Source organism: Polaromonas sp. P4_F6 (assembly GCF_056401275.1).
Map to the genome: position 1 here is coordinate 347047 of NZ_JBFUJQ010000002.1, position 22810 is coordinate 369856.

The following is a 22810-nucleotide window of genomic DNA, read 5'->3' on the forward strand; positions in this document are numbered from 1 at the left end:
TGCCGCTCAGTCGCCGAAAGGGCCGGCCACGACAAAACCGCCGCCCTGGTACTGGGCCACCGGGTCCTTCAGATCGGGCGCGGGCGTGCGGGCGTAAATGGCCTCGCGGAAGATGTCGGAGCTGTCCTTGGGCACATAGCCGATGTGGCGGGCGCGGCTGTTGTCCCACCAGGTCACGGCGTTGTCGGACATGCCGAACACGATGCTGTGGCCCAGCACCGGCGTCGTGAGGCAGGCGGTGATCAGGCGGTGCAGGTCGTCAAAGCTCAGCCAGGTGGCCAGCATGCGGCGGTCCTTGGGCTCGGCGAAGGAGGAGCCAATGCGCACGCAGGCGGTTTCAATGCCGTAGCGGTCGAAATACAGGCGCGACAGGTCTTCGCCGAAGGCCTTGCTCAGGCCGTACAAGCCGTCGGGGCGCGGCGGGTGGTCGGCGTTGATGGTCTGGTCCTGGCGGTAAAAGCCGGTGACGTGGTTGGAGCTGGCAAAGACAATGCGTTTGACGCCGTGCTTGCGCGCCGCCTCATATAAGTTATAGGCACCCAGGATGTTGGCCTGCAGGATGGGGCCGAAAGGCCCTTCCACCGAAACGCCGCCCAGGTGGACGATGGCGTCCACGCCCTGGACCATGGTGTGCACCGCGGCGGAGTCCGCCAGGTCGGCCAGGACGACCTCTTCGCCGGCCGCGGCGGCGCCGAAAGGCTGGACGTCCGACAGGCGCAGCACCGAGCAATTGGCCTTCAGGCGCTCGCGCAGGGCCTTGCCCAAACCGCCGGCCGCGCCGGTCAGCAACAGCTTTTCATGAACTTTGATGGTCATTTTTTACGTCCGGGTCCGGTGCCGCGATAAACGCCGACAAACACTGGACTTTTTTTCGGAGTTTGTTAAAGTCAAGCTACAAATGCATCAGTCATAGGTTGTCTGATGACTCGGAATTCTCGGTTTCGCCCCCTAGCTTGTCAATGGTTTTTTAATGGACTCAAGGAAAACCCCTAGTCGCCCGGAAGCAGGCCTTACGCCTGCCTTTCACGAGGAGCTGCCGCGCGTGCGCCGGCCCCGCGGGCTGGTGGGCGAGATCGTTGAAAGCCTGGCCAGCAGCATCCGCGAAGGGCGCCTGCAGCCCGGCGAGAAACTGCCCACCGAAGCCGAAATCATGGCCCGCTTCGACGTCAGCCGCACCGTGGTGCGCGAGTCGCTGTCCAAGCTGCAGGCCTCGGGCCTGGTGGAAACCCGGCACGGCATAGGCACTTTTGTGCTGCAGCCGCAGAACGCCGGCAACTTCAAGATCACGGCCGAAGACTTCGCCACCGTGGCCGACGTGATCTCGGTGCTGGAGCTGCGCATCAGCCTGGAAACCGAGGCCGCGGGCCTGGCCGCCCAGAGGCGGACGCCGGAAAACCTCAAGGCCATGGAGGCCGCCCTGCGCGCCTTCCACGACTCCATCAGCCTGGACTCCGACGCGGTGCCGCCCGACTTCCAGTTCCACATGGAAGTGGCCCGCTCGACCGGCAACCGGCACTTCGCCGATCTGATGACCTACCTGGGCACCATGATCATCCCGCGCACCCGCGTGAACACGGCGCACAGCGCGCCCGAGGGCCGCTTCAACTACCTGCAGCGCGTCAACAGCGAGCACGAAAGCATTTACAACGCCATCCGCAACCAGGACGCCGAGGCGGCGCGCGCCGCCATGCGCACCCACCTGTCCAACAGCCGCGAGCGGCTGCGCCGGGGCAACAATGCGCACACCATGCAGCCGCCCGGGGAGCCTGCGGGCGCCCCGGCCGCCCAGACCCTGGGTACAAACCTGGTTGCATAAAAAATCAGCGAGTTGTACGATAACTGATAAATCAGCTTTATCAACCCACTACAACACGCCCGGTATGCCCGCTTCCCAAGCCCCCCAAGCCTCCCCCGTTTCCCCACCCGCCGCTTCACAAACGCCCCGCATCACCCGAGTCCAGGTGATTCCCGTGGCCGGCCAGGACAGCATGCTGCTGAACCTGAGCGGTGCGCACGGCCCTTTCTTCACCCGCAACATCCTGATCCTGACCGACAGTTCCGGCCGCACCGGCGTGGGCGAGGTTCCGGGCGGCGAGAAGATACGCAAGACCCTGAACGATGCCGCCCCCCTCATTGAAGGCCAGTCGATAGGCGACTGGAACCGCATCCTCAACACGCTGCGCACCGCCTTCGCCGACCGCGACAGCGGCGGCCGCGGCAACCAGACCTTTGACCTGCGCGTGGCCATCCACGCCGTGACCGCCGTGGAAAGCGCCCTGCTCGACCTGCTGGGCCAGTTCCTGGGTGTGCCGGTCGCGGCTCTGCTGGGCGAAGGCCAGCAGCGCGACTCGGTGGCCATGCTGGGCTACCTGTTTTACGTCGCCGACCGCAAGAAGACCGACCTGGCCTACGCATCGGCGCCCGACGCCCAGGACGACTGGCTGCGCCTGCGCCATGAGGCCGCGATGGACGCCAAGGGCATCGTCGCGCTGGCCGAAGCCGCCTACCAACGCTACGGCTTCAAGGACTTCAAGCTCAAGGGCGGCGTGCTGCGCGGCGAGGAAGAAATGGAAGCCATCGTCGCGCTGTCCGAGCGTTTTCCTGACGCGCGCATCACGCTGGACCCGAACGGCGGCTGGCTGCTCAAGGACGCCATCCGTATCTGCAAGGACCGACACAAGGAACTGGCCTACGCCGAAGACCCCTGCGGCGCCGAAGGCGTGTTCTCGGGCCGCGAAGTGATGGCGGAGTTCCGCCGCGCCACGGGCCTGCCCACGGCCACCAACATGATCGCCACCGACTGGCGCGAGCTCTCGCACACCATCCACCTGCAATCGGTGGACATCCCGCTGGCCGACCCGCACTTCTGGACCATGCAGGGTTCGGTGCGCGTGGCGCAGGTCTGCCTGACCTGGGGGTTGACCTGGGGCTCGCACTCCAACAACCACTTCGACGTTTCGCTGGCCATGTTCACGCACGTGGCCGCCGCCGCGCCGGGCAAGGTCACTGCGATCGACACGCACTGGATCTGGCAGGACGGCCAGCGCCTGACCAAGGCGCCGCTGCAAATCGTGAACGGCGAAGTCGCGGTGCCCAAGCAGCCCGGCCTGGGCGTGGAGCTGGACATGGCCGAGGTGGAAAAAGCCCACCAGCTCTACCTCAAGCACGGCCTGGGCGCACGCGACGATGCCGTGGCCATGCAATACCTGATCCCGGGCTGGGCCTTCAACAACAAGATGCCCTGCATGGTGCGCTAAACACAACGGGCTTGCGGGAAGTTAGAGGCTCCCGCAGGTCTTTTTTTGTTTTTGCCATTGGGCGTGGCCGTAGCCCAAGCCGGGCGCCGGGGGCGGTATACCTCGGCGCCTTTTTCACCAGCGATACCCACTCAGCACCCATACCAATATCAGGAGACAAGACATGAAACGCAGAACCCTCTGCAGCCTTGCGGGCGCGGCCTTGCTGGCCCTGGCCGGCACGCTGGGCGCGGGCAGCGCCGCCGCCCAGACCAAACTCAAATGGGCGCACGTCTACGAGACGTCCGAATCCTTTCACAAGCAGGCTGTCTGGGCCGCCGATGAAATCAAGAAAAAGACCAATGGCCGCTATGTGGTCGAGGTCTTCCCGGCCTCATCGCTGGGCAAGGAAACCGAAATCAACCAGGGCCTGACACTGGGCACGGTGGACATCATCTACACCGGTGCCGCCTTTGCCGGCCGCGCCTACCCGCCGCTGTCAATTGCCGCCGCGCCTTTTGTGTTCCGCGACTACAACCACTTTCAGGCTTTCCGCAACGGCCCCATCTTCCAGGAACTGGCCCAGGGTTATGCGAGCAAGACCGGCGGCCAGCACATCGCGGGCTACACCTATTACGGCCTGCGCCACATGACCTCGAACAAGGTCATCTTCAAGCCCGAGGACATGAAGGGCCTCAAGCTGCGCGTGCCCGATGCGCCGCTGTTCGTGATGTTCCCCAAGGCAGTGGGCGCCAACCCCACGCCCATCGCCTTCGCCGAGGTCTACCTGGCGCTGCAGAACGGCACGGTCGATGCGCAGGAAAATCCGCTGCCGACCATCGAAGCCAAGAAGTTTTATGAAGTGCAGAAGTACATCACGCTGACGGGCCACATCACCGAATCGCTGGTCACCGCCGTCTCGGGCTCGGTCTGGTCCCAGCTCAGCGATGCCGACAAAAAGATTTTTGACCAGGTGCTGTGGGAAGCCTCCAGCCGCGCCAGCCAGGACATCGTCGATGCGGAAAACCGCCTGGTCGCCGAGTTCGAGAAAAAGGGCAAGACCGTCAACAAGGTGGACCGCGCGCCTTTCGCGGCCGCCGTGCTGCCCTCGCTGACCGCCGCAGACGCGCCCTGGCCCAAGAGCCTGTACGAGCGCATCCAGGCCATCAAGTAGGCGGGAAGGAAGCCCCATGAAACGCCGTTCCCTTATCCAATCTGCACTGGCCGGCGCTGCCTTGCCCCTGCTGGCAATTTCCGCCCTGCCCGCCTGGGCACAAGGCGCATGGCCTTCGGCCAGGCCCGTGGTCATCGTCGTGCCCTTTCCCGCGGGCGGCTCCACCGACATGGTGGCGCGCGCACTCGCGCTGCAGCTGCAGGCCAGGCTGGGCGGTAGCTTTGTGGTCGACAACCGGCCGGGTGCCACCGGCACCATAGGCGCCGGCCAGGTCAAGCGCGCGCCCGCCGACGGCTACACGCTGCTGGTGTCCTCGCTGGGCGCTTTTGTCGTCGCGCCGCACCTGCTCAAGGGCGTGCCCTATGACGCCACCAAGGATTTCGACTACATCAGCGTGCCGGTGCAGGCGCCCAATGTGCTGGTCGCCAATGCCGCGCGGCCCGAACGCAGCCTGGACGATGTGCTGGCGCTGCTGCGCAAAACGCCGGGCAAGGTCTCGTTCGCGAGTTCGGGCAACGGTTCCTCCGACCACCTGTCGGCCGAGCTCTTCTGGCAGCAGTCCAAAACCGAAGGCGTGCACGTGCCCTACAAAGGCGGCGCCCCGGCGGTCAACGACCTGCTGGGCAACCAGGTCGACTTCTCGTTCCAGAACGTCAATGCCGTGCTGCCGCACATACGCGCGGGCAAGCTGCGCGCCATCGCCGTCACCGGCGACAAGCGCTCACCCGTGCTGCCCGAGGTTCCCACGCTGGCCGAGGCCGGCGTGAAGGGTGCGGAGGTGTATTCGTGGCAAGGCATGGCCGCGCCCAAAGGCTTGCCCGGCCCCACGAAGAAGGCATTGAGCGATGCAGTCATTGCCGCCATGCAAGACCCTGAACTCAAAAAGCGCATGCTGGACCAGGGGCTGGAAGTCGTCGCCAGCACGCCCGAGGAATTCACCGCCTTCCAGCTGCGCGAATGGGCGCGCTGGAAGACCTTGATAGAGACCCGCCGCATCACCGCCGATTGAGGCGCCGGGCCCTGCCCCCACAAAACCATGCCCTTACCTTCCTCCCGGCGGCTGCGCGTTGCCGTCATAGGCGCGGGCCTCGGGTCCGCGCCGCATTTGCACAGCCTGCGGGACTTGGCGGACGAAGCCGAGCTCGTTTACGTCTATGGCCGTAGCGCCGAACGGCTGGCGGCCGTGCAAGTGCCCGCCGGCGCGCACAAGACCACGCGGCTGGAGGACATCCTCGAAGACGCCGACCTTGAAGCCGTGCTGGTGCTGACGCCGCCCAACACGCATCTTGAGATCGTGCGGCGCGTCGCGCGCGCGGGCAAACATGTGCTGGTCGAAAAGCCGCTGGAGATAGACCTGAACCGCGCCAGCGCGCTGGTCGAGTGCTGCGAGCAAGCCGGCGTCACGCTGGCCGTGATGCTGCAGCATCGCCTGCGCGAAGCGGCGGTGGCGCTGCGCGCCTTGATGGCGTCGCGCGAGCTGGGGCAGCTGGTAAGCGCCAGCGCTGCCGTACGCTGGTGGCGGCCGCAGAGTTACTACGACGAGCCTGGGCGCGGCACGCTGGCGCGTGACGGCGGCGGCGTGCTGATCACGCAGGCCATACACACGCTGGACCTGCTGCTGGATTTGATCGGCATGCCGGCACGCGTGACCGGCACAGCGAGCACCAGTGCCGTGCACCACATGGAAGGCGAGGACACGGCCGCCGCGCTGCTGCACTACGACAGCGGCGCGGTGGCGGTGCTGCAGGCCACGACGGCCGCCTATCCAGGCTTTCCCGAGCGCATCGAGCTCAACTTCACGCGCGGCACGGCGACGCTCGAAGGCGGCGAAATGCGGGCTGCTTTCCAGGATGGCAGGAGCGTGAGCGCCGGCGGTCGCCAGGCCTCGGGCGGCGGCGCGGATCCCATGGCCTTCGACCATGCCGCGCACAAAACCGTGCTGCAGGATTTCATACGCGCGGTGAAGACCGGCGCCGCGCCCGCCGTCAGCGGACGCTCCGCGCTGGGTGTGCAACAAGTGATAGAAGCCGTCATGGCATCGTCACGATCCGGCGCCGCGGTGGCCTTGCATTCGCAAGCGATTCTTCCCATGATGTAGCTGCGGGGCCGTCGTCCAGACGTGGCGGGCATGTGCAGCTATAAAACTCGTAGCAGTCAGGAAATTGCGTTATATTTGGTCCCGACAATAGAAGCTTTTTGCTTAACGACCACCTGTGACCGGATTGTGACCGAGGAGATGAGCTGATGAGCGCCAAAGAAAATGCAGCGGTAGGCCAGCTACTTGAATTGCTGGAAGCACGCTACGCATTGCGCGTGTTATGGGCGCTCAAAGACGGCCATCCCCAGACCTTTCGCCTGCTGCAGGACAGCGTCGGCAACATCACGCCCAACACCCTCAACACCCGCATCAAGGAATTGCGCGCGGCCGGCCTGATCAGCCATGGCAGCGACGGCTACATCGTCACCACGCTAGGCGCCGACCTGCTCAAGCGCCTGAACGACCTGCAGGCCTTCGCCGGCAAATGGGTGCTCAGCCAGGCCAAAAAACCCAAACCCTGAACCTCGCCGGTTCCACAAACAAAAGCGACCGTCAGGTCGCTTTTTTTATGGATGGCTGCGCGAACCCTAGTCCACTGCCGCGCCCGAACGCTTCACCGCATCGCCCCACAGCGCCATGTTGCTCGCGATGTGTTTGGCCAATTCTTCCGGCGTGCCGGGCGCGGCCTCGGCGCCGCGCGACTGCAATTGCGCGCGCAACTCGGGATCGGCCAGGGCTTTGTGGATCGCTTCATTCAGCCGGTTGACGATGGGGCGCGGCGTTCCGGCCGGCACAAAAATCGCGTCCCATGCGCTCACGTCGAAGCCGGCCAGGCCCGACTCCGCGATGGTCGGCAGCTCGGGCCAGCCCGCGACGCGCGTGGCCGTGGTCACCGCCAGCGGTTTGACGCGGCCGCCCTTGGCCTGGGGCGCGGCATTGGGCATCACCTCGATCATCAGGTCGGTCATGGCCTGCGCGCCGCCGCGGTAGGGAATGTGCACCACCGCCAGGCCCGCGCGCGACTTGTAGATTTCGCCGGCCAGGTGCGAGGTCGTGCCGTTGCCGGCCGAGCCGAAGGTATATTTGCCCGGATTGGCCTTGAGCAGCTTGGTCAGCTCGGCCATGGAGTTGGCCTGCAGCGTGGGCCGCACCACCACCATGGCCGCGATGCGCGTGAGCTGGCTCACCGGCTCAAAGTCCCGCACGCTGAAACCCGGCGACTTGTAGATCGCATGGTTGATGGCATGCGTGCCGTTGGTGCCGTAGAGCAGCGTGTAGCCGTCGGCCGGCGCCTTAGCCGCGGCCGCGCTGCCCACGTTGCCGCCGGCGCCGCCCAGGTTCTCCACCACGACGGGCTGGCCCAGTTCCTTCGCCGCGCGCAGCATCACAAGGCGTGCCAGTGTGTCGCCGCCGCCGCCGGCCGGAAAGGGCACGATCAGCTTGATGGGTTTATTGGGATAGGCCGTAGCAGACTGGGCATGGGCGGCAGGCGCCACCAGGGCCAGCGTAGCCATCGCGGCGGTATAGGCCAGCAGCAGGCGGCGAAGCCAAAAAGCCGACGACGGCGGGCGATGGGGAACGTGGCAGAGCGGCAAATTCATCGTGTCTCCTGGGAAATGCGTGCACCGGGGCAAGGCATGAAATTCTTAGTCATCTTATTTTATTGCACGCAATAGCATCAACAAATACCTAGTTAACCCTAATTTACGCAACTTTTGCATGCAATAATTTGAAAACCATTCCACCAGAATCCCCGCATGTCCTCACAGATTGACTACACCACCCACGAATTGAGGCGAAGAATCCTCAGCGGCCAGGCAGCGCCTGGCGAACGCATGGTGGAACTCGAACTTTCCGCCCAGCTGGCAGTGTCGCGCACCCCCATACGCATCGCGCTCGGTGAGCTTGAAAAAGAAGGCCTGCTGGAGCGCCTGCCGACGCGCGGTTTCCGCGTGCGGCAGTTCAGTGTGGACGAGATCGCCAACGCTGTCGACGTGCGCGGCGTGCTCGAAGGCATGGCGGCGCGGCAGGCGGCCGAGCGCGGCATCAGCCCCGAGACCCAGGCCGACCTGCAGGCCTGCATAGATGAGGGCCGGCTGCTGCTGGAAAAAGCCGCAGCCGCCGGCCATGTGATCGACGCGGCCCGCTGGGTACCCATGAATGCGCGCTTTCACGCCGCGCTGGTGGACGCCGCAGGCAACAGCACGCTGGTCTCGGCCCTCGCGCATGTGAGCAAAACACCGATGGCCGGCGCCGGCGCGCTGAGCCTGAACGGCTCGCTGCCGATGCTGGAGTTCGGCTTCATTCAGCGCGCCCAGAGCGACCATGAAGACGTGCTGGCCGCCCTGCTGGCCGGCGAAGGCGCACGCGCCGAGGCGCTGATGCGCGAACACGCCCACCGCAGCCGCGACAACAAGCGCGAACTCATGGCGCGCCTGAAAAAACGCGCGGCAGCGTGAGTCATCCCCTCGCCGGCCAGCGTGCCGCCCAAGGCTCCAGCGGCACGCGTGCCGCATTGCACACATAGCTGACCGCGTGGTACCAGCCGGCCAGCATCAGCAGTTCTATGAGCTGGGGCGGCGACCACAGGGCCGCCAGTTCCTGCCACAACGCATCGCTGACCGTGCTGCTGTCGTGCAACTCATCGACCAGTTGCAGCAAGAGCCTGTCGCGCTGCGCCAGGCCCCGGCCATCGGAGACCGGATCGGCAATCGCGGCCGTGTCCGCGTCGCTGAAACCCGCCGCCCGGCCGAAGGCGCCGACATGCACACCCCATTCATATTCGGCCCCGCAGCGCGCGCAGACGCGGTTGATCACCAGCTCGCGGTCGCGCAGGGACAGGCTGGCGCTGGTGCCGAGCAGATACCCGCCCCATGAAGGCATGCGCTCCAGCAGTTTGGGGTTGACGGCCAGCACACGAAACAGCGCCAGCACGTTGGGCGCGGCGGGCGGCGTGATTTTCTTGAGCAGCGCGTCCTGCTCCGGGGTGTAAGGCGGCTCCAGCGGCGCGATGCGCGGCAGGGCTGCGGTGGCGTTTGTCATTTGGGCCATGGTGATAGGTTTCCTGTTGTGTAGAGAGATCAGAGCTTCAATTCGCTACGGATTCCGTAGCGAATTGCAACTATATCGCTACGCATTCCGTAGCGACCGTCACGAACACGACAGGCGCAGCCCCTACAATCCGGGGCATGACTTCCACGCTACCCCTTCCCGGCAAACCGGTCCGCGGCTCCGCCACGGGCCGGCCCGTGATGGCGCTGCTGGACCTGCTGGGCCGCCGCGGCACGCTGCGGCTGCTGTGGGAGCTGCGTGACGGGCAGGCGCAAAATTTCCGGCAATTGGCAGCAAGCGCCGGAAACATGTCGCCTTCGGTCATGAACGACCGGCTCAAGGAGTTGCGCGAAGCGCGGCTGGTCGAACTCGGGAGCGGCGGCTACGGCCTCACCGCCACGGGCAGCGGCCTGCTGCACAAGCTCAAACCGCTCCACCAGTGGGCAGAAGAATGGGCCGCCCAGGACGCATAAGCCAAGCCGGCCGCCCTGCCCCCCGGCGGCCAAAACTTTCGTAGCCAAAACTGAAGCCCTTGTCTTGAAAAGGGCTTTGCCATCCCCAGTTGGGAACCTTACCAACACCAACCCTGTTGCCTCGCATGTCTGAAAACACACAACCCGAACAAAATCAAAACCTTAGCGGTGAACCCAGCCCTGAAGAACTGGAAGCGGCGCAGGCCGCCAACGAGTTTGACGCGCTGACCGTGGCCCAGGCCGAAGTCGCCACGCTGCAGGCCAAAAACACCGAGCTGGCCGACAGCTACCTGCGCGCCAAGGCCGAGACCGAAAACGCCCGCCGCCGTGCCGACGAGGACGTCGCCAAGGCCCGCAAGTTCGCGCTGGAGAGCTTTGCCGAAAGCCTGCTGCCGGTGGCCGACAGCCTGGAAGCCGGCCTGGCCATCAAGGAAGCCACGCCCGAGCAGATCCGCGAAGGCGCCGAAGCCACGCTCAAGCAGCTCAAGAGCGCGCTTGAACGCAACAAGGTGGTGGCGATCGACCCCGCCGCCGGCACCAAGTTCGACCCCGCCCAGCACCAGGCCATCAGCATGGTGCCGGCCGACCAGGAAGCCAACACCGTGGTCAGCGTGCTGCAAAAAGGCTATCTGATCGCCGAGCGCGTGCTGCGCCCCGCGCTGGTCACGGTGGCAGCCCCCAAATAAACAAACGAATGCAAAAACATGTTGAGGCCCTTGAAGCCCATCAACTTACCCACAAGTTATCAACATAGTCATTCACAGCGGCCAGGATGAAACCCCGGCCACACCACTTTTCATCTTCACGAATCAAAAAAGCAGGAGTAAATATCATGGGAAGAATCATCGGCATTGACCTGGGCACCACCAACAGCTGCGTGTCCATCATGGAGGGCAACACGCCCCGCGTGATCGAGAACTCGGAAGGCGTGCGCACCACCCCTTCCATCGTGGCTTACCAGGAAGACGGCGAAGTGCTGGTCGGCGCATCCGCCAAGCGCCAGGCCGTGACCAACCCCAAGAACACGCTGTACGCCGTCAAGCGCCTGATCGGCCGCAAGTTCAGCGAAAAAGAAGTCCAGAAGGACATCTCCCTGATGCCTTATTCCATCGTGGCCGCCGACAACGGCGACGCCTGGGTGGAAGTGCGCGGCAAGAAGATCTCGGCCCAGCAGGTCAGCGCCGACATCCTGCGCAAGATGAAAAAGACCGCCGAAGACTACCTCGGCGAGCCCGTCACCGACGCCGTGATCACCGTACCCGCCTACTTCAATGACGCACAGCGCCAGGCCACCAAGGACGCCGGCCGCATCGCAGGCCTGGACGTCAAGCGCATCATCAACGAACCCACCGCCGCTGCATTGGCCTTCGGCCTGGACAAGCAGGAAAAGGGCGACCGCAAGATCGCCGTGTATGACCTGGGCGGCGGTACCTTCGACATCTCCATCATCGAGATCGCAGACGTCGACGGCGAGAAGCAGTTCGAAGTGCTGTCCACCAACGGCGACACCTTCCTGGGCGGCGAAGACTTCGACCAGCGCGTCATCGACTACATCGTGGCCGAGTTCAAGAAAGACAGCGGCATCGACCTGTCCAAGGACGTGGTCGCACTGCAGCGCCTGAAGGACTCCGCCGAAAAAGCCAAGATCGAGCTGTCCAACAGCCCGCAAACCGAAGTCAACATTCCCTACATCGCACACGACCCCGCGACCGGCCCCAAGCACCTGCTGGTCAAGCTGACCCGCGCCAAGCTCGAAAGCCTGGTCGACGAGCTGATCGAGCGCACCATCGCCCCTTGCCGCGTGGCCATGAAGGACGCCGGCGTCAGCGCCTCCGACATCCATGACGTGATCCTGGTCGGCGGCCAGACCCGCATGCCCAAGGTGCAGGAAAAGGTCAAGGAGCTGTTCGGCAAGGAGCCGCGCAAGGACGTGAACCCCGACGAAGCCGTGGCCGTGGGCGCCGCCATCCAGGGCCAGGTGCTGTCCGGCGACCGCACCGACGTGCTGCTGCTCGACGTCACTCCGCTGTCCCTGGGCATTGAAACCATGGGCGGCGTGATGACCAAGATGATCAAGAAGAACACGACCATCCCGACCAAGTTCGCGCAGACCTTCTCGACCGCCGAGGACAACCAGCCGGCCGTGACCATCAAGGTGTTCCAGGGCGAACGGGAAATCGCCTCGGGCAACAAGGCGCTGGGCGAGTTCAACCTCGAGGGCATCCCGCCGGCCGCGCGCGGCACGCCGCAGATCGAAGTGTCTTTCGACATCGACGCCAACGGCATCCTGCACGTGGGCGCCAAGGACAAGGGCACCGGCAAGGAAAACAAGATCACCATCAAGGCCAACTCCGGTTTGTCCGAGGCTGAAATCCAGCAGATGGTGAAGGACGCCGAGCTCAACGCCGAAGAAGACAAGAAGAAGGTCGAGTTCGTGACCGCCAAGAACAACGCCGAAGCCATGGTGCACAGCGTGAAAAAATCGCTGGGCGAATACGGCGACAAGCTCGAAGCCGGCGAAAAGGAAAAGATTGAGACCGCCATCAAGGACATGGAAGAGGCGCTCAAGGGCGACGACAAGGCCGCCATCGACGCCAAGAACACGGCCCTGATGGAAGCCAGCCAGAAGCTCGGCGAAAAAATGTATGCCGACATGCAGGCTTCGCAAGCGGCTGCCGGTGGCGACGCAGGCGCGGCAGGCGCGGCGCAGGCAGAAGCCAAGCCGGCCGACGACAATGTCGTGGACGCTGAAGTCAAGGAAGTCAAAAAAGGCTGAGCGCCCTAAGGCAACAAGCCCCGCATTGGCGCGATAACTGCATGCAAAGGCAGGCGGCACAGGCGGATGCAAAAGGCGGAAACCAGGAGCAATCCCGGCTTTCCGCTTTTGCGCATCTGCCGCCACCCGCGAATGCCCGGACTGACCGCCTGCCTGACGAGACCGATCAACGAAGACCCTGAGCTGCCATGGCCACCAAAAAAGACTACTACGACGTACTGGGCGTACCCAAAAACGCCAGTGACGAGGACATCAAGAAAGCGTATCGCAAGCTCGCGATGAAGCACCACCCCGACCGCAACCAGGGGGATGCGTCCAAGGTCGCCGAGGAAAAATTCAAGGAGGCCAAAGAGGCCTACGAGATGCTCTCCGACGAGAACAAGCGCGCGGCCTACGACCAGTACGGCCACGCGGGCGTGGACCCGAATATGCGCGGCGGCCCCGGCGCCGAGGGCTTCGGCGGTTTTGCCGAGGCCTTTGGCGACATCTTCGGCGACGTGTTCGGCGGCCAGCGCGGCGGCCAGCAGCGCGGCGGGCGCCAGGTCTACCGCGGCGGCGACCTCAGCTACGCCATGGAAATCACGCTCGAGGAAGCGGCCCACGGCAAGGAAGCGCAGATCCGCATCCCGAGCTGGGACGACTGCAACACCTGCCACGGCAGCGGCGCCAAGCCCGGCACCAAGGTGGTGACCTGCACCACCTGCCACGGCCACGGCGTGGTGCAGATGCGCCAGGGCTTTTTCAGCGTGCAGCAGACCTGCCCGCAGTGCAAGGGCACAGGCAAGCTGATCCCCGAGCCCTGCGTGAGCTGCCACGGCGTGGGCAAGACCAAGAACAACAAGACGCTGGAAGTGAAAATTCCCGCGGGCATAGACGACGGCATGCGCATACGCTCGACCGGCAACGGCGAGCCCGGCACCAACGGCGGCCCGCCCGGCGACCTCTACATCGAGATTCGCCTGAAGAAGCACGACATCTTCGAGCGCGACGGCGACGACCTGCACTGCGCCGTGCCCATCAGCTTCACCACGGCCGCGCTGGGCGGCGAGATCGAAGTGCCGACCCTGGCCGGCAAGGCCGCCATCGACATCCCCGAAGGCACCCAGGCCGCCAAGCAGTTCCGCCTGCGCGGCAAGGGCATCAAGGGCGTGCGCTCCAGCTACCCCGGCGACCTGTACTGCCACATCACCGTGGAAACGCCGGTCAAGCTGACCGAGCACCAGCGCAAGCTGCTCAAGGAGCTCGACGAGTCCCTCAAAAAAGGCGGCGCCAAACATTCACCCAGCGAAGAAGGCTGGGCCGACAAACTCAAGAGCTTCTTCAGCGCCTGAACGTTTTGATGCTCAAACCCAAAATGCCGGACCTGTTCCGGCATTTTTTATGCCCGGCCGAAAAGACGCAGGTGTTGTTTTTGCCAACAAGACGCACACCCTGTCACAAGCCTGTCGTCATCACGCGCCTACGATCAGCCTTTTTAACTCAGGAAAATAAAATGACCGTCTCGACCCGCAAGGCCTTCAGCTTCAAGCAAGGCAGCTTGCTCGCCCTCGTCTGCAGCAGCGTGCTGCTGGCCGCCTGCTCCTCTTCGGGCACGCCCTCGCAAGCCGGCCTCTCCACCCTCGACGGCAAGGCACCGCTGGTCATCGCCCACCGCGGCGCTTCAGGCTACATCCCTGAAGAAACGCTGGAAGCCTATGTGCGCGCCATCGAGCTCGGCGCCGACGTGATCGAGATGGACCTGATCGTGACCAAGGACGGCGTGCTGATGATGCGCCACGACCCCAACCTGGCCATCAGCACCGACGTGGCCAAGCACCCCGAATTCGCTTCGCGCAAGAAAACCATCAAGGTCGACGGCGAGACCCAGACCGGCTGGTTCAGCGACGACTTCACGCTGGCCGAAATTCGCACCCTGGGCGCCATCTCGACCGATGCCGAGCGCCCGCAGCAGTTCAACGGCCAGTACAAGGTGCCGACCTTCCAGGAAGTCGTGGACCTGGCCAAGGCCCAATCCGCCAAGACCGGCCGCACCATCGCGATCTACCCTGAAACCAAGAACCCGACCTACTTCCGCGAGCGCGGCCTGCCGATGGAAGACAAGCTGATCGCCATCATCAACGCCGCCGGCTGGAACAGCAAGACCGCGCCCATCTACGTGCAGTCCTTTGAACCGGGCAGCCTCAAGTACATGAAGAGCAAGGGCCTGAACACGCGCCTGATCCAGCTCATAGACGGCGACGGCATAGACCCCAAGACCGGCAACGTGACCTTTGCCCTGCCCAGCGACCGCCCCTATGACTGGACCCTGGCCGGCGACAAGCGCTTCTTCGACGCCATGGTCACGCCCGCGGGCCTGGCCGAGATCAAGACCTACGCCGACGGCATAGGCCCCTGGAAGCGCTACATCATCAGCACCAAGGGCACCATAGGCGCCGACGGCAAGCAGGTCGACATCAATGGCGACGGCAAGCTCAACGATGCCGATTCGACCTCGCAACCCGCGACCAGCCTGGTGGCCGATGCGCACAAGGCGGGCCTGTTTGTCCACCCCTTCACCTTCCGCAATGAGCGCCGCCGCCTGGCCGCCGACTACCAGGGCGATCCCAAGGCCGAGTACCTGGCCTTCTACCGCGCCGGTGTGGACGGCGTGTTCACCGACTTCACCGACACCGCGATTGCCGCGCGCACGCAGTACCTGAAGGAAGCCGGCCGCTAAGCCCGCCCCTCCTACGACACGAGCCGCCTGTACTCCCTTTGGGGACCAGGCGGCTTTTTCTTTGGGGCCGCACTACCCCGGGGTTCCCGGGGTTTTCTCAAAATGAAACATCTTGCGAGCCGGGGCCCAGGGTGACTGGCTTATAGTGCCTTACGCAGCGCAACGCACCTTCGCCCACCTCCAACACAAGCCCTCTCACCATGAAAACCAAAGCCGCCGTCGCCTGGAAATCAGGCCAGCCCCTGACGATTGAAACCGTGGACCTGCAAGGCCCGAAGTTCGGCGAGGTGCTCGTCGAGATCAAGGCCACCGGCATCTGCCACACCGACTACTACACGCTCTCGGGCGCCGACCCCGAAGGTATCTTCCCGGCCATCCTGGGCCATGAAGGCGCGGGCATTGTGGTCGACGTCGGCCCCGGCGTGACGACCCTCAAAAAAGGCGACCACGTCATCCCGCTCTATACGCCCGAATGCCGGCAGTGCAAGTTCTGCCTCTCGCGCAAGACCAATTTGTGCCAGCTGATACGCGGCACCCAGGGCAAGGGCCTGATGCCCGACGCCACCAGCCGCTTCAGCCTGGACGGAAAGCCCATCTTCCACTACATGGGCACCTCCACTTTCAGCAACTACACGGTCGCGCCCGAAATCTCGCTGGCCAAAATCCGTGAAGATGCGCCCTTTGACAAGGTCTGCTACATCGGCTGCGGCGTCACCACCGGCATAGGCGCGGTGCTCTTCACCGCCAAGGTCGAAGCCGGCGCCAACGTCGTGGTGTTCGGCCTGGGCGGCATAGGCCTCAATGTGATCCAGGGCGCCAAGATGGTGGGCGCCGACAAGATCATAGGCGTCGACATCAACCCCGCGCGGCAAGAGATGGCGCGCAAATTCGGCATGACGCACTTCATCAACCCCAAGGAAACGGAAAACGTCGTCGACGCCATCGTGCAACTGACCGACGGCGGCGCCGACTACAGCTTTGAATGCATAGGCAACACCAAGGTCATGCGCCAGGCGCTGGAGTGCACCCACAAGGGCTGGGGCCGCAGCATCATCATCGGCGTGGCCGAAGCCGGCGCCGAGATCAGCACCCGGCCCTTCCAGCTGGTCACCGGCCGCAAATGGGAAGGCTCGGCCTTCGGCGGCGCGCGCGGCCGCACCGACGTGCCCAAGATCGTCGACTGGTATATGGAAGGCAAGATCAATATCGACGACCTGATCACGCACACCATGCCGCTGGAGGACATCAACAAGGGTTTTGATTTGATGAAAAGCGGCGAGTCCATCCGCGGCGTGGTCCTGTATTAAGGTAAGCCCCCACGGTCGCTCACTTCGTGTAGCTCCCTGCCCCCCGAGGGGGCCGCTGCGCCTGCGGTCTGGCAAAGCCAGTCCCGCGGCCCCTGCTTGAAAAGAAGAAGATGACCACACAACCTGAACTCCTTAGCGAACACGGCTGCTTTGGCGGCCTGCAGCGCTTTTACCAGCACGGCTCGCGCGAGATCGGCCTGCCCATGCGCTTTTCGGTCTTCCTGCCGCCGCAGGCCCTGGCCGGCGACAAGGTGCCTTTCCTGGTCTACCTCGCCGGCCTGACCTGCACCGAAGAGACCTTCATGATCAAAGCGGGTGCCCAGCGCCTGGCGGCCGAACTGGGCCTGGCCCTGGTCGCACCCGACACCAGCCCGCGCGGGGCAGGCGTTGCCGGCGAGACCGAGAGCTGGGACTTTGGCGTGGGCGCGGGCTTTTACCTCGACACCACGCAGGCACCATGGTCGCGGCACTACCGCATGGAGAGCTACATCACGGCGGAGCTGCTGCCGCTGCTGGCCGGCGCCCTGCCGCTGGACGCAAAGCGCATAGGCCTCTTCGGCCATTCCATGGGCGGCCACGGCGCGCTGACACTCGCGCTCAGGCATCCGGACCTGTTCAAATCGGTCTCGGCCTTTGCGCCCATCTGCGCACCCAGCCAGTGCCCCTGGGGGCGCAAGGCCTTCACTGGCTATCTTGGCAGCGATGAAGCCACCTGGGCCGAACACGACGCCACCGCCTTGATGAGCCTCATGCCCGCGGCGCCCTACCCTGGCGGCATTCGTATAGACCAGGGCCTGGCCGACAAATTCCTCGCCGAACAGCTGTACCCCGAGCTGTTTGAAGCCGCCTGCGCCAAGGCCGGCCAACCGCTGGAGCTGCACCGCCACACGGGCTACGACCACGGCTACTACTTCATCGCGAGTTTCATGGCCRAACACCTGAACCACCATGCGCGGCAGCTGGGTTTGACGGCCCAGGCTTAAGGACCGCATAAGCCCACGACCCATACAATGCAGCGCTATGCCGCTGCAACCCGCGCCCACCTCCCAGCCTCTCGCACCTCCCAACCAGCACAGCCGCGGCATGCGACCGCTGTGGCTGGTGGTGCTGGCCAGCCTCTGGATCGCCACCGTGTGCAACGTGGCGCTGTGGCGCGAACTGACCCGCCTGCCCGGCCTCAGCGGCGGTCAGGCCGCCGTCATCAGCGTCGCGCTGGTACTGGTGATCACGCTGGCCACCACGGCCCTGCTCAGCCTGCTGGCCTGGCGCTGGACGCTCAAGCCGGCCATCACCCTGTTCCTGCTCGCAGCGGCCTTCGGCGCCTACTTCATGATGGCCTACGGCGTGGTCATCGACAAGACCATGATGGTCAACACCCTGCAGACCGATGTACGGGAAACCCGCGACCTGCTGAACTGGCGATTGCTGGGCACGGTGCTGGTACTGGCGGTGCTGCCGCTGGTGCTGCTGTGGCGGCAAAAAGTCAGGCGGGCCAGCGCCGCGCGGCAGCTGCTGGGCAACTTTGCCACGCTGGCCGGTGCCTCCGTGCTGCTGGTGCTGGTGGTGTTCCTGTTTTTCCAGAGCATTGCCTCGGTCATGCGCAACTACACCCATGTGCGCTACCTGATCAACCCACTCAACTCCTTTTACGCACTGGGCTCCATCGCGGCCAAGCCTTTCCAGCGCGATGAATCCGTGGTGTTGCCGCTGGGTGAAGACGCCAAACTGGGCGCCAGCTACAACGCGCAAAACAAGCCGCCCCTGTTGCTGCTGGTGCTGGGCGAAACGGCGCGCAGCGGCAACTTCTCGCTCAACGGTTACGGCCGCCCCACCAACCCGCTGCTGGCCAAAGAGAACGTGGTGAGCCAGCGCAACGCCTGGTCCTGCGGCACCAGCACGGCCGCCTCCGTGCCCTGCATGTTCTCCCACTTCGGGCGCGAGGCCTATGACTCGCGGCCGGCCAATTACGAAGGCCTGCTCGACGTGCTGCAGCGCGCGGGCCTAGCCGTGCTCTGGATAGACAACCAGTCGGGCTGCAAGGGCGTGTGCGACCGGGTGCCCAACGTCAACACAGTGCAGCTCCAGGTGCCCGGCCTGTGCGACAGCGGCGAATGTTTTGACGAGGTGATGCTGCGCGGCATTGATGAGCGCATCGCCGCGCTGCCGGCCGAGCGCCGCGCCAAAGGCGTGGTGGTGGTGATGCACCAGATGGGCGGCCACGGCCCGGCCTATTACAAACGCTCGCCGCAGGCCGTCAAAAAATTCCTGCCCGAGTGCGCCGACAACGCGCTGCAAAGCTGCAGCAAGGAAGGCCTCGTCAATGCCTACGACAACAGCATCGTCTACACCGACCAGTTGCTGGCCTCGTCCATCCAGTGGCTCAAGGCGCAGGAAGCGCGCAGCGCGCCCGCCCTGCTCTACCTGGCTGACCACGGCGAATCGCTGGGCGAGAACAACCTCTACCTGCACGGCATGCCCTACGGCATCGCGCCCGATGTGCAAAAGCGCGTGCCCTGGATCACCTGGCTGTCACCCGGCTTCGAGCAGCGCAGCAAGCTGAGCACGGCCTGCCTCAAGCAGCAACTCGATGCGCCTGTCAGCCACGACAACTACTTTCATTCGGTGCTGGGCCTGATGAATGTGCAGACCAGCGTCTACAAGCCCCCGCTCGACATCTACGCGCGCTGCACCAAACCCTGAGACTTGAGACCTGGCCGGGAGCACCCGGATGCCACGTAGGGCTTTTTTGGGGCAGCATGCACCAGGATGGCGAACGGATTTAATATTCAACCTGCATCTCAATAACAACTCTCTTATGCAAGGGCTGAATATGAATATCCGCAAGGCTCTGGCCTCCACGCTCCTTCTCACACTCGCTTTCAGCGCCAGCGCCGCCGACCTGCTGGACACCGTCAAGCAGCGCGGCACGCTCAAGGTGGCGCTCGAAGGCACTTACCCCCCGTTCAATTACAAGGAAGGCGGCCAGCTCGCCGGCTTTGAAGTCGAGCTGGCCAATGCCCTGGCGCAAAAGCTGGGCGTGAAGGCCGAGTTCTCGACCAGCGAATGGAGCGCCATCCTGGCCGGCCTGCAAGCCGGCAAGTACGACGTGGTGATCAACCAGGTCGGCATCACCGACAAACGCAAGGAGACTTTTGATTTCTCCGAGCCCTACACCATCTCGGCCCCGCAGCTGATCATCCGCAAGGACGAAAAGCGCGAGTTCAAGTCGCTGGCCGACCTCAAGGGCAAAAAGCTGGGCCTGGGCCAGGGCACCAACTACGCCGACATCGCCAAGAAGGTGAGCGGCATAGACGTCAAGACCTATCCCGGCGCGCAAGAGTATTTGCAGGACCTGGCACTGGGCCGCATTGACGCGGCGCTTAACGACAGCCTCTTGATCCCCTACATCGTCAAGCAGACCAAGCTGCCGCTCAAGCCCGGCGCGCCTGTGGGCGATCTCGAAAAATCCGGCATCCCCTTCGTCAAGAACAACCCCAAGTTCAAGGCCGCCCTCGACAAGGCACTCGCCGACCTGCAGGCCGACGGCAGCTTCGCGAAAATCTCCACCAAGTGGTTTGACCGCGACGTGAGCAAGCCGCCTGTCGCAAAGTAATCGAAGTAACATCAATCCAGCCGCGCGCCTTCCTTCGGCGCCTGAAACACCCCGGCGCGCAGCCGGGGTTTTTATTTGTGGAGACTCCCCATCATGGACTTGTCTGGCTTGACCTCTTTGCTGCGCGACGCCCTGCCGCTGATGCTCAAGGGCGCGGGATGGACGCTGCTGCTGGCCGTGGCATCGATTTTTTTCGGCGCCATCGTCGGCACCTTCGTGGCCATCACGCGGCTGGCCAAGGTGCCGGGGCTGTCGCAGTTCGCGGCGCTGTACGTCAGCTGCATGCGCGGCACGCCGCTGCTGGTGCAACTCTTTGTCATCTACTTCGGCCTGCCCAGCATAGGCATACAGTTCGACCCCATCAGCGCCGGCATCCTGGGCCTGAGCCTGAACGTAGGCGCCTACCTGTCGGAAACGATTCGCGGCGCCATCAACGGCGTGGAGCACGGCCAGTGGAACGCGGCCCGCAGCCTGGGCCTCACGCAGGTGCAAACCCTGCGTTACGTGATAGGCCCGCAGGCCTTGAGGCTGGCCGTGCCCAGCCTGTCCAACAGCTTGATCAGCCTGATCAAGGACACCTCCCTGGTCTCGGTGATCGCCGTCGGCGAACTGATGCTGGCCACCAAGGAAGTGATCGCCACCACCTTCCAGCCCTTCCCGCTCTACCTGGCGGCCGCGGGCATCTACTGGGCCATGAGCGCTTCTTTCGAGAAGCTGCAGAGCAAACTTGAAGTGCGGCTGAACCGCAGTTATTTGCGCTAGAAACTGGATCGCTTCAGCGCTCGCTGATCAGCCCGCTCTGCAGCGCCTGCTCCTGGTTCTTGAAGATCGCCATCGCCGTCAGCATGCGTCTGAAGCCCAGCTTGCGGTAAAACGGCTCCTTGCCGGCCACCGCATAGAGGATGATCTTCTTGTGCCCCTTTGAGAGGCCGACCAGCGAGGCAACGATCTCCTTGCCCAGGCCAACCCCCTGGTGCTCCGGATGCACCGCGATGTCGCAGATATACGAGCAGTCCATGCCGTCTGCCAGCGCGCGGCCGGCGCCAATCAGTTGGCCGCCCTCGTACACAAAACTTTTGAACAGGCTGTTGGAGAACACGACTTTCAGGTCCGCCGCTTTCTTCTCGCCCAAAGGCGCAATCCGGTAGAGATGCGAGAGCGCGTCCCAGTCCACGTCCTCCGATGAATGCTTCCATTCGAATGCCAAGATGAACTCCTTCAATATTGGGCTTGCACTATAGCCCTCGCGGCCCCAAGCTGCCGGGCCCTCAGAACAGGCTGCCCTGCCCCGCCGCACCCGGCGGCCTGAAGCGGCTCAAGTCCAGCTCCACACGCTGGCGGTTAAAACCCAGGCGATTGCAGCATTTCTCAAAGCGCTGCTTGATCAGGTCTGCCCACAGGCCGTAGCCCTTCATGCGCGAGGCGAAATCGCTGTCGTAGTCCTTGCCCCCGCGCATCTCCTGGATGCGCGCCATGATGCGCGCGGCGCGCTGCGGGTAGTGCAGCTCCAGCCATTCCTTGAAAAGAGGCGCCACTTCCCAGGGCAGGCGGATTACCGTGTAAAACGCCGAACGCGCGCCGGCCTCCCAGGCCGCCTCCAGCACCTGCTCCATGTCCTCGTTCACAAAGGGAATCTGCGGCGCCACGCTCACACCCACAGGAACGCCGTGCTCGGCCAGGGTGCGCAGGGTGCGCAGGCGGCGGTGCGGCGCCGCGGCGCGCGGCTCCAGCTTGCGCGCGAGTTCGCCGTCCAGCGTGGTGATGGTGATGTACACGGCGGCCAGCTTGTCGGCCGCCAGCGGGGCAATCAGGTCCAGGTCGCGCTCCACGCCGCTCGATTTGGTGATCAAGGAAAACGGGTGGCAGGTATCACGCATCACCTCGATCAGGCCGCGCGTGAGCCGCAGCTCGCGCTCGGCCGGCTGGTAGCAGTCGGTGCCCGATCCTATGTTGAGCAGGCGCGGCACATAGCTGCGCTTGCCCAGGTCAGCGCGCAAGGCCTCGGCGATATTGCGCTTGGCAATGATTTTGGTTTCAAAGTCCAGGCCCGGCGAAAGATTCAGGTAGCTGTGCGTGGGCCGGGCATAACAGTACACACAGCCATGCTCGCAACCCCGGTAGGGATTGATGCTGTAGTCAAAAAAGATGTCGGGCGAATCGTTGCGCACAATGGCACTGCGAGCCTCCTCCAGGGTGACCGTGGTTTCCAGCCGCGGCGCCTCGCCCGCCACCCCCTCCTCCAGCGTGCCCCAGCCATCGTCCCAGGCCGTGCGCACGTCCTTCTCAAACCGGTGCGCGATGCGCGTGGCGGTGCCGCGGCCCTTGATGGCGTGCAGGGGGATGATGGCGTCGGACATGGGTGGAAACAGCCCGGCCCGGCAAAAACGAGCCAACCAGAATGCTGTATTTACGTACAGTATATTCAA

The 22810-nt window shown here is 64.3% G+C and carries 22 protein-coding genes; 17 read left to right on the forward strand and 5 right to left on the reverse strand.

What is annotated here, in order from left to right; translation table 11 throughout:
• Positions 1-6 precede the first annotated feature (6 nt).
• Positions 7-816 carry an NAD-dependent epimerase/dehydratase family protein gene (locus AC1DUN_RS07555; protein WP_477663983.1) on the reverse strand — a complete coding sequence of 270 codons (810 nt, stop codon included), beginning with the start codon at positions 814-816 and terminating at the stop codon, positions 7-9.
• A 154-nt stretch (positions 817-970) separates the two neighbouring features.
• On the opposite strand from AC1DUN_RS07555, the gene AC1DUN_RS07560 reads away from it, so the two are divergent.
• From AC1DUN_RS07560 to AC1DUN_RS07585, 6 genes are all read left to right on the forward strand, one after another.
• Positions 971-1816, forward strand: coding sequence for a FadR/GntR family transcriptional regulator (locus AC1DUN_RS07560; RefSeq protein ID WP_477713420.1), 846 nt, complete (start codon positions 971-973; stop codon positions 1814-1816).
• Between the two features lie 64 nt (positions 1817-1880).
• Positions 1881-3257 (forward strand): glucarate dehydratase, encoded by a 1377-nt coding sequence (gene gudD, locus AC1DUN_RS07565; RefSeq protein ID WP_477713421.1) that lies wholly within the window; start codon positions 1881-1883, stop codon positions 3255-3257.
• A 163-nt stretch (positions 3258-3420) separates the two neighbouring features.
• Positions 3421-4410 (forward strand): sialic acid TRAP transporter substrate-binding protein SiaP, encoded by a 990-nt coding sequence (locus AC1DUN_RS07570; protein ID WP_477713422.1) that lies wholly within the window; start codon positions 3421-3423, stop codon positions 4408-4410.
• 16 nt (positions 4411-4426) lie between these two features.
• Entirely contained in the window at positions 4427-5419 is a 993-nt protein-coding gene (locus tag AC1DUN_RS07575) for a Bug family tripartite tricarboxylate transporter substrate binding protein (protein WP_477713423.1), read from the forward strand.
• Positions 5420-5446: 27 nt separating this feature from the next.
• Positions 5447-6508 carry a Gfo/Idh/MocA family protein gene (locus tag AC1DUN_RS07580; protein ID WP_477713424.1) on the forward strand — a complete coding sequence of 354 codons (1062 nt, stop codon included), beginning with the start codon at positions 5447-5449 and terminating at the stop codon, positions 6506-6508.
• 146 nt (positions 6509-6654) lie between these two features.
• Positions 6655-6969 carry a winged helix-turn-helix transcriptional regulator gene (locus AC1DUN_RS07585; protein WP_413328205.1) on the forward strand — a complete coding sequence of 105 codons (315 nt, stop codon included), beginning with the start codon at positions 6655-6657 and terminating at the stop codon, positions 6967-6969.
• 66 nt (positions 6970-7035) lie between these two features.
• On the opposite strand, the gene AC1DUN_RS07590 is transcribed toward AC1DUN_RS07585, so the two are convergent.
• Positions 7036-8049: a Bug family tripartite tricarboxylate transporter substrate binding protein gene (locus AC1DUN_RS07590; protein WP_477713425.1), complete on the reverse strand. Its 1014-nt coding sequence runs from the start codon at positions 8047-8049 to the stop codon at positions 7036-7038.
• 156 nt (positions 8050-8205) lie between these two features.
• Here AC1DUN_RS07590 and AC1DUN_RS07595 point away from each other — a divergent pair, with 156 nt between their 5' ends.
• Complete coding sequence (locus tag AC1DUN_RS07595; RefSeq protein WP_477713426.1) at positions 8206-8907, forward strand: GntR family transcriptional regulator; 702 nt, start codon at positions 8206-8208, stop codon at positions 8905-8907.
• Position 8908: 1 nt separating this feature from the next.
• On the opposite strand, the gene AC1DUN_RS07600 is transcribed toward AC1DUN_RS07595, so the two are convergent.
• Positions 8909-9499, reverse strand: a complete 591-nt coding sequence (locus AC1DUN_RS07600) for a carboxymuconolactone decarboxylase family protein (RefSeq protein WP_477713427.1) — start codon at positions 9497-9499, stop codon at positions 8909-8911.
• Positions 9500-9636: 137 nt separating this feature from the next.
• Between AC1DUN_RS07600 and AC1DUN_RS07605 the strand changes: the two genes are divergently transcribed.
• The 10 genes from AC1DUN_RS07605 (at position 9637) to AC1DUN_RS07650 (ending at position 21146) form a co-directional block, all read left to right on the forward strand.
• Positions 9637-9972, forward strand: a complete 336-nt coding sequence (locus AC1DUN_RS07605; protein WP_074575048.1) for a winged helix-turn-helix transcriptional regulator — start codon at positions 9637-9639, stop codon at positions 9970-9972.
• A gap of 125 nt (positions 9973-10097) precedes the next feature.
• Positions 10098-10658 carry a nucleotide exchange factor GrpE gene (gene grpE, locus AC1DUN_RS07610; protein ID WP_413328202.1) on the forward strand — a complete coding sequence of 187 codons (561 nt, stop codon included), beginning with the start codon at positions 10098-10100 and terminating at the stop codon, positions 10656-10658.
• Positions 10659-10804: 146 nt separating this feature from the next.
• Positions 10805-12748: a molecular chaperone DnaK gene (gene dnaK, locus AC1DUN_RS07615; RefSeq protein ID WP_477663993.1), complete on the forward strand. Its 1944-nt coding sequence runs from the start codon at positions 10805-10807 to the stop codon at positions 12746-12748.
• 188 nt (positions 12749-12936) lie between these two features.
• Positions 12937-14079: a molecular chaperone DnaJ gene (gene dnaJ, locus AC1DUN_RS07620; protein WP_477663994.1), complete on the forward strand. Its 1143-nt coding sequence runs from the start codon at positions 12937-12939 to the stop codon at positions 14077-14079.
• A 161-nt stretch (positions 14080-14240) separates the two neighbouring features.
• The gene (locus AC1DUN_RS07625) at positions 14241-15464 is read left to right on the forward strand and encodes a glycerophosphodiester phosphodiesterase (RefSeq protein WP_477713428.1); all 1224 of its coding nucleotides are present in this window, start codon (positions 14241-14243) and stop codon (positions 15462-15464) included.
• Between the two features lie 200 nt (positions 15465-15664).
• Positions 15665-16771 carry an S-(hydroxymethyl)glutathione dehydrogenase/class III alcohol dehydrogenase gene (locus AC1DUN_RS07630; protein ID WP_477695463.1) on the forward strand — a complete coding sequence of 369 codons (1107 nt, stop codon included), beginning with the start codon at positions 15665-15667 and terminating at the stop codon, positions 16769-16771.
• Positions 16772-16881: 110 nt separating this feature from the next.
• The gene (fghA, locus tag AC1DUN_RS07635) at positions 16882-17754 is read left to right on the forward strand and encodes an S-formylglutathione hydrolase (RefSeq protein ID WP_477713429.1); all 873 of its coding nucleotides are present in this window, start codon (positions 16882-16884) and stop codon (positions 17752-17754) included.
• Positions 17755-17791: 37 nt separating this feature from the next.
• Positions 17792-19471: a phosphoethanolamine transferase gene (locus AC1DUN_RS07640; protein WP_477713430.1), complete on the forward strand. Its 1680-nt coding sequence runs from the start codon at positions 17792-17794 to the stop codon at positions 19469-19471.
• A gap of 130 nt (positions 19472-19601) precedes the next feature.
• Entirely contained in the window at positions 19602-20384 is a 783-nt protein-coding gene (locus AC1DUN_RS07645; protein ID WP_477713431.1) for a transporter substrate-binding domain-containing protein, read from the forward strand.
• 93 nt (positions 20385-20477) lie between these two features.
• Positions 20478-21146: an amino acid ABC transporter permease gene (locus AC1DUN_RS07650; RefSeq protein ID WP_477713432.1), complete on the forward strand. Its 669-nt coding sequence runs from the start codon at positions 20478-20480 to the stop codon at positions 21144-21146.
• Between the two features lie 13 nt (positions 21147-21159).
• Here the strand turns inward: AC1DUN_RS07650 and AC1DUN_RS07655 are convergent, their stop codons facing one another.
• Positions 21160-21591, reverse strand: a complete 432-nt coding sequence (locus tag AC1DUN_RS07655; protein WP_477713433.1) for a GNAT family N-acetyltransferase — start codon at positions 21589-21591, stop codon at positions 21160-21162.
• A gap of 61 nt (positions 21592-21652) precedes the next feature.
• Entirely contained in the window at positions 21653-22741 is a 1089-nt protein-coding gene (locus AC1DUN_RS07660) for a PA0069 family radical SAM protein (RefSeq protein WP_477713434.1), read from the reverse strand.
• Positions 22742-22810 lie beyond the last annotated feature (69 nt).

Excerpts from the sequence above, each read along its gene's own strand:
- AC1DUN_RS07555 (WP_477663983.1), bottom strand. The coding sequence starts at position 816 with ATGACCATCAAAGTTCATGAAAAGCTGTTGCTGACCGGCGCGGCCGGC.
- AC1DUN_RS07560 (WP_477713420.1), top strand. The coding sequence starts at position 971 with ATGGACTCAAGGAAAACCCCTAGTCGCCCGGAAGCAGGCCTTACGCCT.
- gudD (WP_477713421.1), top strand. The coding sequence starts at position 1,881 with ATGCCCGCTTCCCAAGCCCCCCAAGCCTCCCCCGTTTCCCCACCCGCC.
- AC1DUN_RS07570 (WP_477713422.1), top strand. The coding sequence starts at position 3,421 with ATGAAACGCAGAACCCTCTGCAGCCTTGCGGGCGCGGCCTTGCTGGCC.
- AC1DUN_RS07575 (WP_477713423.1), top strand. The coding sequence starts at position 4,427 with ATGAAACGCCGTTCCCTTATCCAATCTGCACTGGCCGGCGCTGCCTTG.
- AC1DUN_RS07580 (WP_477713424.1), top strand. The coding sequence starts at position 5,447 with ATGCCCTTACCTTCCTCCCGGCGGCTGCGCGTTGCCGTCATAGGCGCG.
- AC1DUN_RS07585 (WP_413328205.1), top strand. The coding sequence starts at position 6,655 with ATGAGCGCCAAAGAAAATGCAGCGGTAGGCCAGCTACTTGAATTGCTG.
- AC1DUN_RS07590 (WP_477713425.1), bottom strand. The coding sequence starts at position 8,049 with ATGAATTTGCCGCTCTGCCACGTTCCCCATCGCCCGCCGTCGTCGGCT.
- AC1DUN_RS07595 (WP_477713426.1), top strand. The coding sequence starts at position 8,206 with ATGTCCTCACAGATTGACTACACCACCCACGAATTGAGGCGAAGAATC.
- AC1DUN_RS07600 (WP_477713427.1), bottom strand. The coding sequence starts at position 9,499 with ATGGCCCAAATGACAAACGCCACCGCAGCCCTGCCGCGCATCGCGCCG.
- AC1DUN_RS07605 (WP_074575048.1), top strand. The coding sequence starts at position 9,637 with ATGACTTCCACGCTACCCCTTCCCGGCAAACCGGTCCGCGGCTCCGCC.
- grpE (WP_413328202.1), top strand. The coding sequence starts at position 10,098 with ATGTCTGAAAACACACAACCCGAACAAAATCAAAACCTTAGCGGTGAA.
- dnaK (WP_477663993.1), top strand. The coding sequence starts at position 10,805 with ATGGGAAGAATCATCGGCATTGACCTGGGCACCACCAACAGCTGCGTG.
- dnaJ (WP_477663994.1), top strand. The coding sequence starts at position 12,937 with ATGGCCACCAAAAAAGACTACTACGACGTACTGGGCGTACCCAAAAAC.
- AC1DUN_RS07625 (WP_477713428.1), top strand. The coding sequence starts at position 14,241 with ATGACCGTCTCGACCCGCAAGGCCTTCAGCTTCAAGCAAGGCAGCTTG.
- AC1DUN_RS07630 (WP_477695463.1), top strand. The coding sequence starts at position 15,665 with ATGAAAACCAAAGCCGCCGTCGCCTGGAAATCAGGCCAGCCCCTGACG.
- AC1DUN_RS07640 (WP_477713430.1), top strand. The coding sequence starts at position 17,792 with ATGCCGCTGCAACCCGCGCCCACCTCCCAGCCTCTCGCACCTCCCAAC.
- AC1DUN_RS07645 (WP_477713431.1), top strand. The coding sequence starts at position 19,602 with ATGAATATCCGCAAGGCTCTGGCCTCCACGCTCCTTCTCACACTCGCT.
- AC1DUN_RS07650 (WP_477713432.1), top strand. The coding sequence starts at position 20,478 with ATGGACTTGTCTGGCTTGACCTCTTTGCTGCGCGACGCCCTGCCGCTG.
- AC1DUN_RS07660 (WP_477713434.1), bottom strand. The coding sequence starts at position 22,741 with ATGTCCGACGCCATCATCCCCCTGCACGCCATCAAGGGCCGCGGCACC.